The sequence below is a fragment of the Nonomuraea sp. NPDC049624 genome, from assembly GCF_040675255.1.
GTDB lineage: Bacteria > Actinomycetota > Actinomycetes > Streptosporangiales > Streptosporangiaceae > Nonomuraea.
In genome coordinates this window covers 103235-117646 of sequence record NZ_JBFAOR010000016.1, presented here as the reverse complement: position 1 = coordinate 117646, position 14412 = coordinate 103235, and the positions used below count along the sequence as shown (strand labels likewise).

The 14412-nt window shown below is 70.4% G+C and carries 16 protein-coding genes; 10 read left to right on the top strand and 6 right to left on the bottom strand.

Features of this window, described 5'->3' with window-relative positions; translation table 11 throughout:
- Positions 1-53 precede the first annotated feature (53 nt).
- Positions 54-629, top strand: a complete 576-nt coding sequence (locus AB0J76_RS44005) for a helix-turn-helix domain-containing protein (protein ID WP_352322097.1) — start codon at positions 54-56, stop codon at positions 627-629.
- Here AB0J76_RS44005 and AB0J76_RS44000 read toward each other — a convergent pair.
- Together AB0J76_RS44000 and AB0J76_RS43995 are read right to left on the bottom strand one after the other, a co-directional pair.
- Positions 619-1044, bottom strand: a complete 426-nt coding sequence (locus tag AB0J76_RS44000; protein WP_352322095.1) for a hypothetical protein — start codon at positions 1042-1044, stop codon at positions 619-621. The genes AB0J76_RS44005 and AB0J76_RS44000 overlap by 11 nt on opposite strands.
- Before the next feature lie 269 nt (positions 1045-1313).
- Positions 1314-1997, bottom strand: coding sequence for a helix-turn-helix domain-containing protein (locus AB0J76_RS43995; RefSeq protein ID WP_352322093.1), 684 nt, complete (start codon positions 1995-1997; stop codon positions 1314-1316).
- Positions 1998-2095: 98 nt separating this feature from the next.
- Between AB0J76_RS43995 and AB0J76_RS43990 the strand changes: the two genes are divergently transcribed.
- Positions 2096-3064, top strand: a complete 969-nt coding sequence (locus tag AB0J76_RS43990; protein WP_352322091.1) for an NAD(P)-dependent alcohol dehydrogenase — start codon at positions 2096-2098, stop codon at positions 3062-3064.
- Between the two features lie 48 nt (positions 3065-3112).
- Here AB0J76_RS43990 and AB0J76_RS43985 read toward each other — a convergent pair whose 3' ends face one another.
- Complete coding sequence (locus tag AB0J76_RS43985; RefSeq protein ID WP_352322089.1) at positions 3113-3604, bottom strand: NUDIX domain-containing protein; 492 nt, start codon at positions 3602-3604, stop codon at positions 3113-3115.
- A gap of 72 nt (positions 3605-3676) precedes the next feature.
- On the opposite strand from AB0J76_RS43985, the gene AB0J76_RS43980 reads away from it, so the two are divergent.
- Positions 3677-4450 carry an SDR family NAD(P)-dependent oxidoreductase gene (locus AB0J76_RS43980; protein WP_352322164.1) on the top strand — a complete coding sequence of 258 codons (774 nt, stop codon included), beginning with the start codon at positions 3677-3679 and terminating at the stop codon, positions 4448-4450.
- Positions 4451-4529: 79 nt separating this feature from the next.
- Here the strand turns inward: AB0J76_RS43980 and AB0J76_RS43975 are convergent, their stop codons facing one another.
- Together AB0J76_RS43975 and AB0J76_RS43970 are read right to left on the bottom strand one after the other, a co-directional pair.
- Positions 4530-5693 (bottom strand): MFS transporter, encoded by a 1164-nt coding sequence (locus tag AB0J76_RS43975; protein ID WP_352322087.1) that lies wholly within the window; start codon positions 5691-5693, stop codon positions 4530-4532.
- A complete protein-coding gene (locus tag AB0J76_RS43970; protein WP_352322085.1) occupies positions 5690-6154 on the bottom strand; it encodes a GNAT family N-acetyltransferase in 465 nt (154 codons plus the stop codon). The genes AB0J76_RS43975 and AB0J76_RS43970 overlap by 4 nt, the downstream gene beginning before the upstream one ends.
- A 26-nt stretch (positions 6155-6180) precedes the next feature.
- Between AB0J76_RS43970 and AB0J76_RS43965 the strand changes: the two genes are divergently transcribed.
- From AB0J76_RS43965 to AB0J76_RS43955, 3 genes are all read left to right on the top strand, one after another.
- Positions 6181-6708: a CGNR zinc finger domain-containing protein gene (locus tag AB0J76_RS43965; RefSeq protein ID WP_352322083.1), complete on the top strand. Its 528-nt coding sequence runs from the start codon at positions 6181-6183 to the stop codon at positions 6706-6708.
- A 174-nt stretch (positions 6709-6882) separates the two neighbouring features.
- Positions 6883-7716, top strand: a complete 834-nt coding sequence (locus tag AB0J76_RS43960) for an NAD(P)H-binding protein (RefSeq protein WP_352322081.1) — start codon at positions 6883-6885, stop codon at positions 7714-7716.
- Positions 7717-7794: 78 nt separating this feature from the next.
- Positions 7795-8361, top strand: coding sequence for an SGNH/GDSL hydrolase family protein (locus tag AB0J76_RS43955; protein WP_352322079.1), 567 nt, complete (start codon positions 7795-7797; stop codon positions 8359-8361).
- Between the two features lie 886 nt (positions 8362-9247).
- Here the strand turns inward: AB0J76_RS43955 and AB0J76_RS43950 are convergent.
- Positions 9248-9901: a TetR/AcrR family transcriptional regulator gene (locus AB0J76_RS43950; RefSeq protein WP_364393338.1), complete on the bottom strand. Its 654-nt coding sequence runs from the start codon at positions 9899-9901 to the stop codon at positions 9248-9250.
- Positions 9902-10033: 132 nt separating this feature from the next.
- On the opposite strand from AB0J76_RS43950, the gene AB0J76_RS43945 reads away from it, so the two are divergent.
- The 4 genes from AB0J76_RS43945 (at position 10034) to AB0J76_RS43930 (ending at position 14381) form a co-directional block, all read left to right on the top strand.
- Positions 10034-10996 (top strand): alpha/beta hydrolase, encoded by a 963-nt coding sequence (locus tag AB0J76_RS43945; protein ID WP_352325762.1) that lies wholly within the window; start codon positions 10034-10036, stop codon positions 10994-10996.
- 10 nt (positions 10997-11006) lie between these two features.
- Positions 11007-11984 carry an aldo/keto reductase gene (locus AB0J76_RS43940; protein ID WP_352325760.1) on the top strand — a complete coding sequence of 326 codons (978 nt, stop codon included), beginning with the start codon at positions 11007-11009 and terminating at the stop codon, positions 11982-11984.
- Positions 11985-12149: 165 nt separating this feature from the next.
- Complete coding sequence (locus AB0J76_RS43935; RefSeq protein ID WP_352325759.1) at positions 12150-13295, top strand: aminotransferase class I/II-fold pyridoxal phosphate-dependent enzyme; 1146 nt, start codon at positions 12150-12152, stop codon at positions 13293-13295.
- Positions 13296-14135: 840 nt separating this feature from the next.
- A complete protein-coding gene (locus AB0J76_RS43930; protein WP_352325758.1) occupies positions 14136-14381 on the top strand; it encodes a hypothetical protein in 246 nt (81 codons plus the stop codon).
- The last annotated feature ends 31 nt before the right edge of the window (positions 14382-14412 follow it).

Sequence of the window (14412 nt, the reverse complement as noted above, 5' to 3'; positions counted from 1 at the left end):
GTACAGTAACTGAAATAAGCGTTCCAGTTAACTATGTGGAATGAGCATTTCAGTTGTCAACACCCGCCGAGCCCAAGCGCCGTGCCGACGCCGTGCGCAACCGCCGACTCGCCCTCGACGCCGCCATGACGCTGCTGGCCGAACCCGGCGCGACGCTCACCGTCGAGGCCATCGCCAAGCAGGCGGGCCTGGGGGCCGCGACCGTCGTACGCGCCTTCGGCGGCAAGGACGCCCTGCTGGACGCCGCCGTCTCCCGCCTGCTGGAACCGGTCGTCCAGCGTGCCCGCGACCTGCTCGCCGAGACCACGGCCCACCAGGCCCTGCGGACCTTCCTCGGCGAGCTGATCGCGTTCCAGACCGCCCACCACGCCGTCAACGACCAGCTGGGCGGCCTGGACCTGCCGGCCACCACCGCCCTGCGCGCCGGGCTGGCCGCCGCCGTCGAGGAGATGATCGAGGGGGCGCGGCGCGAGGGCACGATCCGCACCGACCTCGACCCGGCGGTCGTCACGGCCCTCCTCGGCCGGACGGCCCTGGCCGTCGCCCGCGCCCAGCCCCCTTCACAGGCCCTCGCCGACGCCTATCTCACCGTGTTGCTGGACGGCCTGCGCCCCACCATCACTTCTTGATGCAGTATTCGATCTTCGCGGCGGCCATCGTGATATTGACGACCCGCTTGCCCAGCCACTTGTCCTGGAAGTCGCAGAAGTAATCCCAGGTGCCGTCGCTGTAGTCGATGTAGCCGGACCAGCCGCCGGGCTCCAGCTTGTAACCCTTGGAATTGAGCGAGTGGTCGCCGCTGCAGTTCTGGCTCCAGCGCCCGATGGTGCCGTCCGACTTCCAGTACTTGTAGACCAGGTAACTCGACTGGCACCAAGCCGACGCCGACGCGGCCGCCGAGCCCGGGGTGGCCACGATCGTCAGGGCCGCGCAGGTGGCGGCCGCCGTGGCGAGCAGTTTCCTCGTCCGATTTCCCGTTCCGAACATTTCTCGTCCTCTCCGGCCGCGCGGAACCACGGCGACACGAATGTTCAGCGATTTCACCGGGCCCAGTTCGCCCCGATGCCGGAAAGCCTGCCGCACCCGGAACGCGCCCCACAATGCCTTTTAGCCCAGGCTAAAAGGGCTATAACCCACCGCCTGGAGGCCCACCGGATCGGCGATTGATTGAATTAAGCTCTCGAAACAGCCCAGAACATTTCTGAAAGGAGTCGCCGCGCCATTCTTGGTGTTCGCCGTCCAGCCGCTCGCTCTCGCCGATCGTGCCGGCCTCCCGCCACGAGCGGCCGGGGTCGTCCTGTCGGGCGCCGACGTCAGCGGCTGCTCCGCTCGTTCCCCGGCCTCGCCGCCGGGTGGGCCGTACTGGACGACGTCGGAACCAGGTGGCCGAGCGTGAGGGGCGGCGGGGGCGGCAGGGGCTCGGCGTGGTCGGCGCGGAAGGACTGCAGCAGATACGCCACCAGCCGCCGCGACGCCGCCGCCACCCCCTCCCCGGCCCCAGCCCCAGCCCCAGCCCCAGCCCCGGCGACGATGCCGCAGTTGGCCCTCAACAGCAGCACCAGGTCCGCGGAGGCGAAATCGGCCCGCAGCCGCCCGGCGGCCTTGGCCCGCCGCACCACCTCCTCGAAGCCTCGCTCGGCCCGCTCCCGGGTGCGCTCGTAGTCGACCGCGTCGGGGAACGCGGTGAGGAAGGCGTCGGTGAACCCGCGGTCGGCGACCTGCATCGCGCACACCTTCTCGATCGCCCCGCAGAACCCGTGCCAGGGATCCGGGTCGGCCAGCGCCTCGTCCACGACCGACGCGCACGCCGCCAGCTCGTCCGCGAACACCTCCGTGATCAGGGACTCGCGTGACGGGAAACGCCGGTAGAGGGTGGCCACGCCGACCCCGGCGCGCCGCGCGATCGCCACCATCGGCACGTCCAGACCGCGCCTGGCGAACGTCTCCCGCGCGGCCTCCAGGATGCGTGCCCGATTGTGCCGCGCGTCGGCCCGCATTTCCCTGGCGGGCGCCAACTGAGAGCGAGGACTGGGCATCTTTCTCACATTAGCCTAAGTGGAGAGCCCTGACCGTTTAGCGGGCTAGCGTCGTCCACATGGAGACGAACGAGATGCGCGCCGCCCTGTTCGACCAGTACGGACCGCCGGAGGTCCTGTACGTGGGCACGGCGCCCAAGCCGGCCCCCGCCCCCGGACAGGTGCTGGTGCGCGTGCACGCCGTCAGCGTGAACGGCGGCGAGGTGCACGGCCGGACGGGCCGGGTGCGCCTGGTGACCGGGCTGATGCAGCGGGGCTTCCCGAAACGGATCGGCATCGACCTCACCGGCGAGATCGTCGCCCTGGGGTCCCGGGTCATCGGCCCCCGGATCGGCGACCGGGTGTGGGGCACGCTGGGCCGCACGTTCGGCAGCGCCGCCGAGTACGTGGCGGTCCACCCCCGCCGCCTGTCCCGGGCCCCCGCGTCCGTCGACCTGGTGACCGCCGCGGCGCTCCCGGCAGGCACGACGGCCATCACGGCGCTGCGCGACCAGGCCGGGCTCAGGCCGGGCGACCGGCTGCTCGTCCGCGGCGGCAGCGGCGGGGTGGGCGCTGTCGCGGTGCAGCTCGGCAGGGTGCTGGGCGCCCACGTCACCGCCCTCGCCGGGGCACGCAACCTCGACCTCGTCCGCGACCTCGGCGCGCACGAGGCGTACGACTACGCCACCGTCGCCCCGGCGGATCTGGGTCGGTTCGACGTGATCCTGGACACCGCCGGCACCGAGCACGCCGCTTTCCGCCGCCTGCTGACACCGTCCGGCCGCATGGTGGCGATCGCCTTCGACTCTCGCAGGATCACGGCGTCCCTGGCGTACATCGCCGCCTCGGCCGTCCACGGCCGGCGGCGCGTGCGCTTCTTCAGCGGCAACCCCACCACCCGGCTCCTCACCGACCTCACCCGGTACGTGGACAGCGGCGTCATCCGCCCGGTCGTGGACAAGGTCTTCCCGCTCGACGACATCGCCGCGGCGCACCGGTCGTTGGAGGCGGGCGGCGTACGCGGCAAGATCGTCGTGCGGGTCGTCTGAGACCGGGCGTGGCACGCCGCCGAGCCTCCGGACGGGCGGGTACGGCTCTCACGAGGGACGCGGGCCGTCACCTACCCCTGCCTCTTCCAGAGCACGGAAGGAGACCCGGGTCGCGGCCAGGTCGGGATCGCGGACGTGCTTCTTCGCCTCGGACTCCGGAACCACCCGCCGGTGCTGTATCTCGAACTCCGGCGCCCACTCCCCAAGCCGGACCTCCGCACGCCAGTAGGAGCGGACGAGGACCAGGCCGAGCTCGCGCCCGCGCACGCATTCGCTGCGGACATACCCGAGCAGGCGGCTGCCGGTGACCGTGACGCACGCCTCTTCGAGCATCTCCCGGCGCAGGGTCTCCTCGATCGTCTCCGTTCCTTCGGGCCGCCCGGCGGGGAAACCCCAGTGCTCACCGTCATGGCTGATGAGGACCAGCTCATCGGCGGCCGTCACGCAAATGCCGGCGGCTCCGTGAGATCTGCCTTCCGGCGGGTCGTCGGCCGGGTGCCAGGACACCAGCCAGTCCTGGCCGTTCGACCGCACGGGCATGCGCTCCCCGTCACGAGCAGCAACAAAAGACGCCATACGACTCTCCCCGGACAGGTCTGATCGCTCTCAGACATTGAAGACGGCATTCGGGTCCCTCGGAAGCCCCCCTTCTCAGCGGGCCCCGCACCGCACCCGCACAGAGGTGACGCACACGCCGAACTGCTGGCCGCACGGCAGGTGACCGTCCTGGTCGGCGCCCGTGACGCGCGCCGCGGCGAGGAGACCGCGGCGGCGATCCGCGCCACGGGAGGGGACGCGCACGCGCTCGAACTGGACGTCACCGCCCCCTCCACCGCCCAGGCGGCCGCCTCCTGGATCGACGACCGCTTCGGCCGCCTCGACGTGCTGGTCAACAACGCCGGCATCACCGGATCGGGCCAGGCCGCGCCCCAGGACGCCCTCGACCGCGTCCCCAGCGCCGTGGACGTGGAGCTGGTCCGCGAGGTGTTCGAGACCAACGTCTTCGGAGTGATCCACGTGACCAACGCGGTGCTGCCGCTGCTGCGGCGCTCCCCCGCCGCCCGGATCGTCAACCTCTCCAGCCACGCCGCCTCGCTGGCGCTGACCGCCGAGGTCGACGGGCCCTTGTCGGGGCTGCCGTCAGCGGCCTACTCGCCGTCCAAGGCCGCGCTGAACGCGCTGACCCTGCAGTACGCGAACGAGCTGCGCAGGGAGAACATCCTGGTCAACGCCGCCGCCCCTGGTTACGTCGACACCGACATCAACGGCCACAGCGGCTTCCTCACCCCGGCGCAGGGCGCGGCCGTGGTGGTGCGCCTGGCCACCCTCGGCGCGGACGGCCCGACCGGCGGTTTCTTCAGCGAGGACGGCCCACTCCCCTGGTGACGATCCGGCGAGGGGACGCGGCCGGCGGCCGTTGGTGACGATCCGGCGAGGGGACGCCGCCGGCGGCCGGCCGAACTCGTCACAACCGGGCGGTCGTCGCCATGGTGACCGCGGTCAGCGCGGCGAGCAGGGCCCAGGCGGGTGTGAAACTGCCGGTCAGGTCCGTGAGCAGGCCGAGCACGGGCGGCGCCAGGACGACCGCCACCTGGTTGACGGCCATGGCCAGGCCAAGAGTGAATCCGGTGTGGTCCGGCGGCGCCGATTCGGCGGCGTAGGCGACCCAGGGGCCGTACCAGCCGATCCCGAAGAAGCCGAGCCAGACGAACAGCAGGCAGGCCGCGACCGGAGATCGGCCGACCGGGGTGGCCAGCACCGTCATCCCGATGATCACGGCGGCCAGGCAGGTCAGGACGCAGGCGTAGCGGCCGGACCTGTGCCGGTCGCTCCAGGCCGCCAGGCAGACGCGGCCCAGCGCGCCCGCGCACTGGACCGCGACGTAGACCAGGGCCGCCGAGGCGGCGTCCATGGACGTCACCTCGTGCAGGTACAGCACGGTGAGAACGCCCACGCCGCTGTGCACCGACACCATGCTCGTGCCGGACAGGACGATCTTCTTCAGGTACGGTTCGCGCAGCAGTTCCAGCCGCACGCGGGACGCGGCCGGCACCGGACGCCGATCCGGTGGGCGGCGGTAGAAGGCCATGAAGGCGACGGCTCCTGACAACGCGACGAGCGCGCCGGCCACGAGCGTCGACCGCAGACCGAAGCGCGTCGCCAGCGCGGGAATCGCGAACGCGGCGAGGACGCCGCCGAGCGGAAGCCCCGCCTGACGGATGCCCATGGCCAGCCCGCGCTTCGAACCGTCGAACCAGGACGCCACCGACTTGCTGCCGCCCGGCTGAATGGCGCTGTACCCGGCACCGACGACCAGCAGGACCACGAGCAAGGAGCCGTATCCCGGAGCCACGCTGCCGGCGGCCAGCGCCACGGCGACCACGAGAGCACCGATCCCGACGACCCGGCGTTCGTCGTGGCGGTCCAGCAGCCGTCCCGCCACGAGCAGTCCGGCCAGCGGAAGCAACTGAGCCGCCGACTGCAGCAGGCCCAGCTGGGTCGTGTTCAGCCTCAGGTCCCGTTGCAGGTGGACGCTCATCGCGCCGAGGCCCTGCACGAAGAACGCGGCCGTGGCCTGTGTGAAGGTCGCGATCCCCAGAATGATCCAGCGGTATCGCGACGTCCTCACGGCTTCCAGCACAACAGCGGGTCGGGGTGGTCGGCGAAGCCGAGTCGCCGGTAGAGCGGTTCCGCCTCGCGGGAGGCGGTGAGATCGACGCGTACGGCGTCCCGCTCGCGGAACCAGTCGAGCAGACCGAGCATGATCGCCCGGCTGTGCCCGCGCCGCCGGTACGACGGGTCGGTGACCATGCCGATGACGTGGCCGATCCGCCCGTTGCGGGAGTGGGGGCCGGGGAACCACTGTTCGATCGTGCCGATGCCGCAGGCGGCCAGGCCGGTGTCGCCGTCCACGACCAGGATCCGGCAGTCGGGTTCGGCCAGCTTCTGCTTGAGGACCCGGGCGAGCGCGGCGCGCCAGTCGTCGTCGGCGTCCGCGGGGTTGAAGAAGTCGCCGCCGAGGTCGTCGAAGAGCAGTGCCCGGAGGCGGACGAGTTCCGGAACATCCCGTTCCGTTGCTGTTCGCGTCATGACGTACAGGCTGATGTAATGAGCTTGTGCACCTCAACCCTTACGGCGCGGACGTGGTGAACTTCGCCGCGGACCTGGCGAACCGCCCACCGGCGAGCGCCGACGAGCTCGCCCACCGCTGCCGCACGGCCGGTTTGGTGCTGGAACGCCCGGTCGAACCGTCGGATCTCGACCAGACCCTCGCCGTCATCGCCGCCTGGACGAACGTCGTCGACGCCACGGGCGAGCGCGAGAAGGCCAAGCTGGTCAACGAGATGCTGGCCCGCTCGGCCGCCTACCCCCGGCTGACCGACCACGCCCATGGCTGGCACCTGCACTATCGCGACGACCTGCAGCCGCTCGGCGCGGTGCTGTTCGCGCTGATCTCCGTCGGCACGGCGCTGCACCTCGTCAGCCGGGGCATGGACCGGCTCGGACGGTGCGCCGCCGCCGGGTGCGACAGGATCTTCGCGGACACCTCACGCACCGCACGTCAGCGCTACTGCTCCCCCTCGTGCGCCAACAGAGACGCAGTACGCCGCCACCGCGCCCGCCACTCCACGCCCCTCACCTGACCGAGCGTCCGCCTTCGCGCTCACATCCGGCCCCTGCTGGTGCCCCGCCGTCTTTGACGTCGGCCTCACAGGCATACCCAAAAAGTCAGCCACCTGACTAACTACAGGAGTGCCCGTCGTGCTACGGTTCATTTAGTCAGTCAGCCAGCTAACTATCTGATCGAGGTGTTCATCATGATCGTTGTCACGGGAGCCACCGGCAATGTCGGCCGCACGCTGGTCCGCATCCTCGCGGAACAGGGCCATGAGGTGACCGCCGTCTCCCGCCGCATCACCGATGGCGACGTGCCACCCGGCGTCCGCACGGTCGCCGCCGACCTCTCCCAGTCGTCCGCCGACATGCCTTCCGCGGCGGATGCGGTCTTCCTCCTCGTCGGCGGAGACCTGATGATGGCCGGCGACCCCGCTCGGGTCGTCGCCCAGTTCGCGGGCGCCGGAAAGATCGTCCTGCTCTCTTCCCAGGGAGTGGCCACCCGCCCGGACTCCTTGTCACACGGGCAGGCCTTCGCCGCTTTCGAACAGGTCGTCATGGAGTCCGGCACCGACTGGACCATCCTGCGCCCCGGCGGCTTCGCCTCCAACGCCTACGCCTGGGCCTCGTCCGTCCAGGCGACCCGCACGATCGCCGCGCCCTTCGGCGAGGTCGGCCTGCCGGTCATCGACCCCGACGACATCGCCGCCGTGGCCGCCGCCGCCCTGACCCAGCCGGGCCACACGAAGGCGATCTACGAGCTGACCGGCCCCACGCCGACCACCCCACGCCAGCGCGCGGCCGCCATCGGGGACGCCATCGGCGAGCCCGTCACCTTCATCGACCAGACCCGGGAAGAGGCGCTCGCCCAGATGCTCACCTTCATGCCCGCCCCGGTGGCCGACACCACCCTCGACATTCTCAGCACCCCAACCCTGCGCGAGCAGACCGTCAGCCCGGATGTCCAGAAGATCCTCGGCCGCGCCCCCGCCACCTTCGCCGACTGGGCCAAGCGCAACGCCGCAGCCTTCCGCTGACGGCATGAACCTGTCCGGACGATGGCCACAAGTGTCGATCTTTGGTTGGAAGTCGCGATGCACGCATTCGGGAAGCCAGTGAGCCTGGCCATCTATGGAGACTCCTACACCGTCGGCAGGGGAACGTCTGATCCGACTCGTCGATGGTCTTCGCTGGTGTGCAGCCGGCGCGGCTGGCAAGAGTTCAACGAGGGCATCAATGGACTCGGCTTGGTCCGGAAGCGAGAGGATCGCGACGGCCATTCGGCGGGTGTCGAGCGGATCATCGCGGCCGGCGCAGATGTGGTCCTGGTTTCGCTCGGAACCAACGACACCGTCATGTTCAACGAGCACGCCGAAGCCATCGCGCACAACATGGTGGTCGATTTGGCCGATCTTCGCGACGGCCTGCCCGAAGCCCGCATCTTGGTCATGGAGCCGTTCTGGGCGTACACAGAGTTGCCTTACAAGGTGGTCGCGATCCGCGCCTGGCTGGCAAAGGCCGCAGCCGATATCGGCCTTGACTATGTGGACGGGGTCTCGAACTACTTCGCCGGCCGTCCGGAGTTCTTGGATCCCGACGGCCTCCACGCCAACGATGCCGGTCACCTCCTGATCGCTCAGTTCATCGACGGCATGTTGACCCAGCGGGGCTTGACACCCTAGTCATCACGGCAGAAGCCAACCGCACGGATCGGACGAGCGCCGAGCTGCCGTCCCGTTTCTGCCGCACTCGGATGGCACCCGATGGTGACAGACGGCTGCCCCTCAGCCGCAAGTGTGCTGTTGGGCGCTGCTCACCGCTGCACCGACCCCCTGCGGCACCGAGGGTTCACCCCGGCCCATCGCCAGCCAGGCCAACACCCGCAGGCCAGAGCAGGCCGCCACCCGCCCTCAGAAGCTGCACGCATCCGCCACCCTGCCGCAGCGCCTCACTCACCATCGGCTTCGCCATGCCCAACGGCCGAATACCGCTCCCCACCAGCGGCCTGACACCACATCCACTCCACGGCCCCCAAACCAAGACGAACCCGATCCAGGAACCCCTGAATGTTCTGTCGCACCGAAGATTGAGCAAATCTCATCGCAGTTCGAGTGATGGTGGCTCGACTGTTGCCCTGTCCGGCGGCTGCCGTCCTGGCCGATCACATGGTGACCGAGCTTTTCGCCGAGGCCGCCCTCCATGCTCATCGATCTAGCGCTGCGCTCAGGCATATCAGTAACACCGTGCTCCTCCAGACATCCTGAGCGCGGAGAAGTGGCACAAGCGGCTCACCGACGCGGACCGGCAGGCCCTGTCCCCGCTGGTTTGGACCCACGTAAACCGCCTACGGCCGGTTCGAGCTTGACATGAACTCCCACCTCGAATTGGCCGCCGCCGCGGCGGCGGCCAGGGTGCCCGGCCCCCGCTCCGCCCCCGGGGTGTCCACTGCCCGGTCAGCGGGCGGCCGGGCCGGTTCGGTCTGAACGACTGCCCGGCTCTCCTCGCCCTCCAGCACCGGGCCTGCGACGGTGGCGCGAGCCGATCGCATGGCACGCCTAGTCCAGCACGTCAGGGGATCTGGGCCTCGATGTGGGCGAGTTGGGCGGCGAGGGTCTCTTCGAATGCGGCACGGCGGTCTGCGCCGAGGGGGCGGATGTCGCGGGCGAAGTGGGCCAGGGCGGGGAAGCGTTCGGGGTCGGCGCCGAGCACCGCGACGCGGAACTGCTCCATGGCCTGTTCGTACTCCTTGGGGGTGATGGTGCTGATACCGGCCTCGGAGGCGATCAGCGCGGAGAGGAGGATCACGATGCGGTGGTATCGCACCGGGATGTCCTCGTCGGGCAGGCCGGACGTGCGCAGGGCCTGCAGCAGTTCCTCCATGACCAATCGGGATCCGGCGCCGCCGGACCCATAGCGTCCCCACACCGTGGCGAGTTGGAGTTGCTCGCCGAAGGCCTCGCGAAGGCGCAGGGCCAGGGCGGTGATGCGCTGCTTCCAGTCGCCGTCGGGACGGTAGCTGTCCATGGCGGCCAGCAGGACCCGGTCGGCGACCGCGCGCAGCAGTTCGGTCTTGTTGCGGAAATGCCGGTAGAGGCTGGAGGAGTCGGTCCCGAGCACCGCTGCGAGCCTGCGCACGCTGAACGACTCGGCGTCACCCGTGCGCAGCAGTTCCGCCGCCGTGTCCAGGATCTCCTCGGTCGACCATCGCCGTCGGCCAGTCATCTCGCCCCTCTCGTCCGGGCTCAGCCTAACTTATGCACTTGGCGGTGCACGCACCGCGTGCATAATGGGGGCAACACACGGCCCAGCCACAACGGCACACCCGGCATCCGGCCGGGAGGGGGAGAAGGACACATGAGTGAGACCACCATTGCGACACGGCCGCCGGAGCCGGACTTCTCGGCAATCACGACCGAGGAACTGCGCGCCTACCGCGACGCTGAGAACCGCTGGCGGGCCTCCGGCACGGCTCGGGTAATCCTCGGGGAACCGAATCCCGGCGCCGCGATCGTCTGGCGGCAGGTGGCACTGCCCGGCCGCGACCTACCGGTCCGCGTCTACCGGCCGGCCCCGACGGGAGACGACGAAGCCGCAGCCCGAACCGACCTGCCACTCGTGGTCCATGTGCACGGAGGCGGCTTCGTGGGCACGGCGGCGCAGTGCGACTGGACCAACAGCCACCTCGCCGCGGGACTGCCCGCCCTCGTCGTCTCGGTCGAGCACCGCCTGCTCGCCCCCGGCAGCCCGCTCGCAAACGCCGCCGACGACGGCTGGGACGTGCTCCAGCACGTGCTGCGGCACGCCGCGCAGTGGGGTGTGGACCCGGCGCGCGCAGCCGTCTTCGGCGAGAGCTGCGGCGCGCTGATCAGCGCCCTGACGGCCATCCGGGCCGGAGAGGCCGGCCTGGAGCTCAAGGCGCAGGTGCTGGTCAACCCCGTGGTCGACATGACCGGAACGATGTTCGACCATCCCTCGATCACCGAGTACGCATACAGCCCGGCCCGGGCCCTACCGCAACTGCAGCTCATCCAGCGGCTCGCCGTCCCGCCAGGAGCCGACACCGGCCCGGTCTCGCCGCTGTACGCGGGCGACCTGAGCGGGCTCGCCCCGGCGCTCGTGGTCGTGCCCACCCGGGACGCGCTCGCCGACCACGGCCGCCGCTACGCCGAGCAACTGCGCGAGGCAGGGACCCCCGTGCGGCTCACCGAGTACCCGGGAGCAAAGCACGCGTTCCTCACCCTGCCCGGCGTGGAACCACAGGCCGAAGCCGCCCGGGCGGAGATCCTCGCGTTCCTCCGCGCGGCCCTGGCAAAGTGACGGAGGAACAATGCTCTCCACTCTTGGACCTGACGGCCCGGCGCTCTCCCGACTCGGCCTCGGCTGCATGAGCATGACCGGCACCTACGGCCCCGCTGACCCGCACGAGGCCTCAGCCACCCTGCTGGAGGCCCTCGATTCGGGCGTCACCATGTTCGACACCGGCGACTTCTACGGCGACGGAGCGAACGAGGAGCTCCTCGGCCAGACCCTCGCACCGCACCGCGACCGCGTCGTGCTGGCCACCAAGACCGGAGTCCGCCGCACCGCCGAGGGCCTGGTCCCAGCCGGCTCACCAGGCGATCTGCGGCGGGCCTGCGAAGCGTCATTGCGCCGGCTGCGCACCGATCACATCGACCTGTACTACCTCGCCCGCATCGACCCCGCCGTCCCCGTCGAGGAGTCCGTCGGTGCCCTGGCCGACCTGGTCGCCCAGGGCAAGGTGGGCCACATCGGCCTGTCCGAAGTCTCGGCCGACACCCTCCGCCGCGCCCACGCGATCCATCCGATCAGCGCCGTCCAGACCGAGTACTCGCTGTGGGAACGCCATGTCGAACACGACATCCTGCCCACGATCCGCAGTCTGGGCGCCACCCTGGTCGCCTACAGCCCTCTCGGTCGCGGCCTGCTCACCGGGGCCGTCCGCGCCACCACGCGCTACGAACCCGGCGACTTCCGCGCCACCGCCCCCCGCTACAACGGCGACGACCTCAAGGCCAACCTGACCGTCGTCGACGCCATCGCCCACCTCGCCGCCACCAAGAGCGCCACCCCCGCCCAGATCGCCCTCGCCTGGCTCCTCACCCGCGGCAACGACGTCATCCCCATCCCCGGCAGCTCCCGCCGCCCCCACCTGCGCGACAACCTGGCCGCCCTCGACGTGCACCTGACCGCCACCGACCTCGCCGCCATCGACGCCGCCGTCCCCGACACCGGGGCCCAAGGGGCCCGATACAGCGACCACGGCATCGCCCTGATCGACCAGTGAAGAGAGAAGCACCGACGAACCCAGCCATGCACGATCACCGCTCAGAACGATGTCGCAGGCCTTGCGCTCACTGTCCTCGCGACGATCGCCACGTACGTCGACCGCAACGCCACCCACCCGCTGGCCGATCACATCTTCTATCGGCCCTGAGGGACAGGAGAAGCCATGTTTGACGACCTTGACCTTTCATCGTTGGCCCGTCGCCCCGGAGTGAAGTGGAGCCGTGCCGAGCCGGGTGTGCTGCCGGCCTGGATCGCGGAGATGGACTTCCCGCCGGCCCCCGCCGTGCAGGAGGCCCTCCTGCGGTGTGTGCAGGAGGACCTGGGATACCCCTCGTGGGACGGGCGCCCCGAGCAGATCCCTCTGCGGGCCGCCTTCGCCGAGCGTATGCGCGAACGCCACGGCTGGGTGCTCGACCCCGGCCACGTCCGGGAGTTCACCGACATCAACCAGGGGCTCCAGGCCGTCCTGCGCGTCGCCACGCGCCCCGGCGACGGCGTCGCCCTGCACACTCCGGCGTATCCGCCCTTCCTGGAAACGGTGACGGGCATGGAGCGGCGCGTGCACCCCGTCCCGTACGTCCTTCAGGACGAAGGCTGGGTCTTCGACGCCGAGCGGCTCGACCGGGAGCTGGCCGATGGCGGCTGCCGGGTGCTGCTGCTGGTGAACCCGCACAACCCGACCGGGCGTGTGCTGCGCCGCCAGGAGCTGGAGACGGTCGCCGAACTGGCCCGGCGCCACGACCTGCTGGTCATCTCCGACGAGATCCATGCCGACCTCGTGCACAGCCCGTACCGGCACATCCCCTTTGCCTCCCTGTCGTCCGAGGCGGCCGCCCGGACAGTGACTCTGACCTCCGCGACCAAGGCGTTCAACGTGCCGGGGGTGCGCTGCGCCGTCGCGCACATCGGCGCGGCCGACGTGCGAGCGGCCCTTTCGGGCCCGACCCACCTGTACGGCGAGCCCAACACCTTCGGCGTAGCCGCCACCTTGGCAGCCTGGCAGGACGGTGACTCCTGGCTGTCACAGCTGCGGCCGGTCCTGGACCGGAACGCCGCGCTGGTGCATGAGGGGCTGCCGCGCGGCATCGGATACCGCGTCCCGGAGGCCGGCTTTCTCGCCTGGCTGGACTGCCGCGCCCTCGATCTCCCCACCGACCCGCACACATTCTTTCTGGACAAGGCCCGTGTCCTGCTGAATGACGGCCGGACCTTCGGTCCCGGCGGCGAGGGCTTCGTCAGGCTCAACTTCGGTACGTCACTGGACCTCCTGCGGGACATCCTGGGCCGTATGCGCGAGGCCGTGGGCTGACCGCGCCCTCCGGGCGAGCCGACCGCGGACCCCCACGCGAGTCGTCATCGGTCTCGCGGGCGGGGCGATCCGCTGCCCGCCGTGCGCGAGCACCGCTCCGTCACCGTGACCTGCCCCTCGCACCCGATGGTGGACTCTCTCTTCGAACAGCTGGGCGGAGCGCTCCCTGTCACGGACGAGGGCGTCTTCAACGTCTTCTCCGCACTGACCGGGACGCTCACCGCCTACCTCGCCGCGCTCACCTCGTGGGCCACCGGCCATGACATTGCCCCCGACGCCGCCGACCGGTATGTGCGCGATCATCCCCACCGGCAAACGCAAGGGCCAGAACCCATCCATCGCCAGGATCTACCGGGCGCTGGCCGAGCACGCCAAGCGGGAGGCGTACCCGGAAGCTGTCGAACAGGCCCGAGACGGCGCGCTTCACGGGGGACGCCGCGGTCCGGCGCCGCGCCCGGTCCGGTGACTCCTGCCGAAACGCCCCCGCCCTTTTCCCCCTTGTAGCGGTTGGCGGAACCGCCGGCCAACACACAGCGCCCCAGCCCGCCTGAGGCGGACCGGGCGTTGTCGTGTGCGGAGTCAGGTGTGGGTGTGGTCCAGCCGCAGTGCACGTTGTTGAGCTTGACGCTCGTCCATGACGGCGAGTTACCCTCGACATCGAGGCACTGGCCGGGTGCTGAGATGCACACCGACCCGGCGTAGTACTTGTAGTCTCCGGCGTCGCTGGACTTCCTGCTGCCGTCGCCCCGGGAGATCACGACGCCCTTCCATCTGGTGTTGGCGTAGGGGCCGTCGCCGTAGGAAATGCAGGCCATCGTCCCGGCCCATCTGATGGGCCGCGTGGCCTTCACTTCCCGCATGCTCGCCATGTGCGCCGCCCCGTGCGGCGCCTTCCTCGGCAGCTGGCTGGCCACCTCGTATGACCTGCACACTCCGCTCTACGCCGTCGCCGGCCTCCTGCTCCCCATGACCGTCGTCACCGCGTCCATGACCACCAACCGCGGCGTCGAGACCGCACTGCGCAACGCCCGCCCCAAGCCACCAGCACCCGCCGACGAGAGCACCCTGCGCACCACGTCCAGGTGACGGGCTCCTGGCGCGTTCCCGACGACCGGTC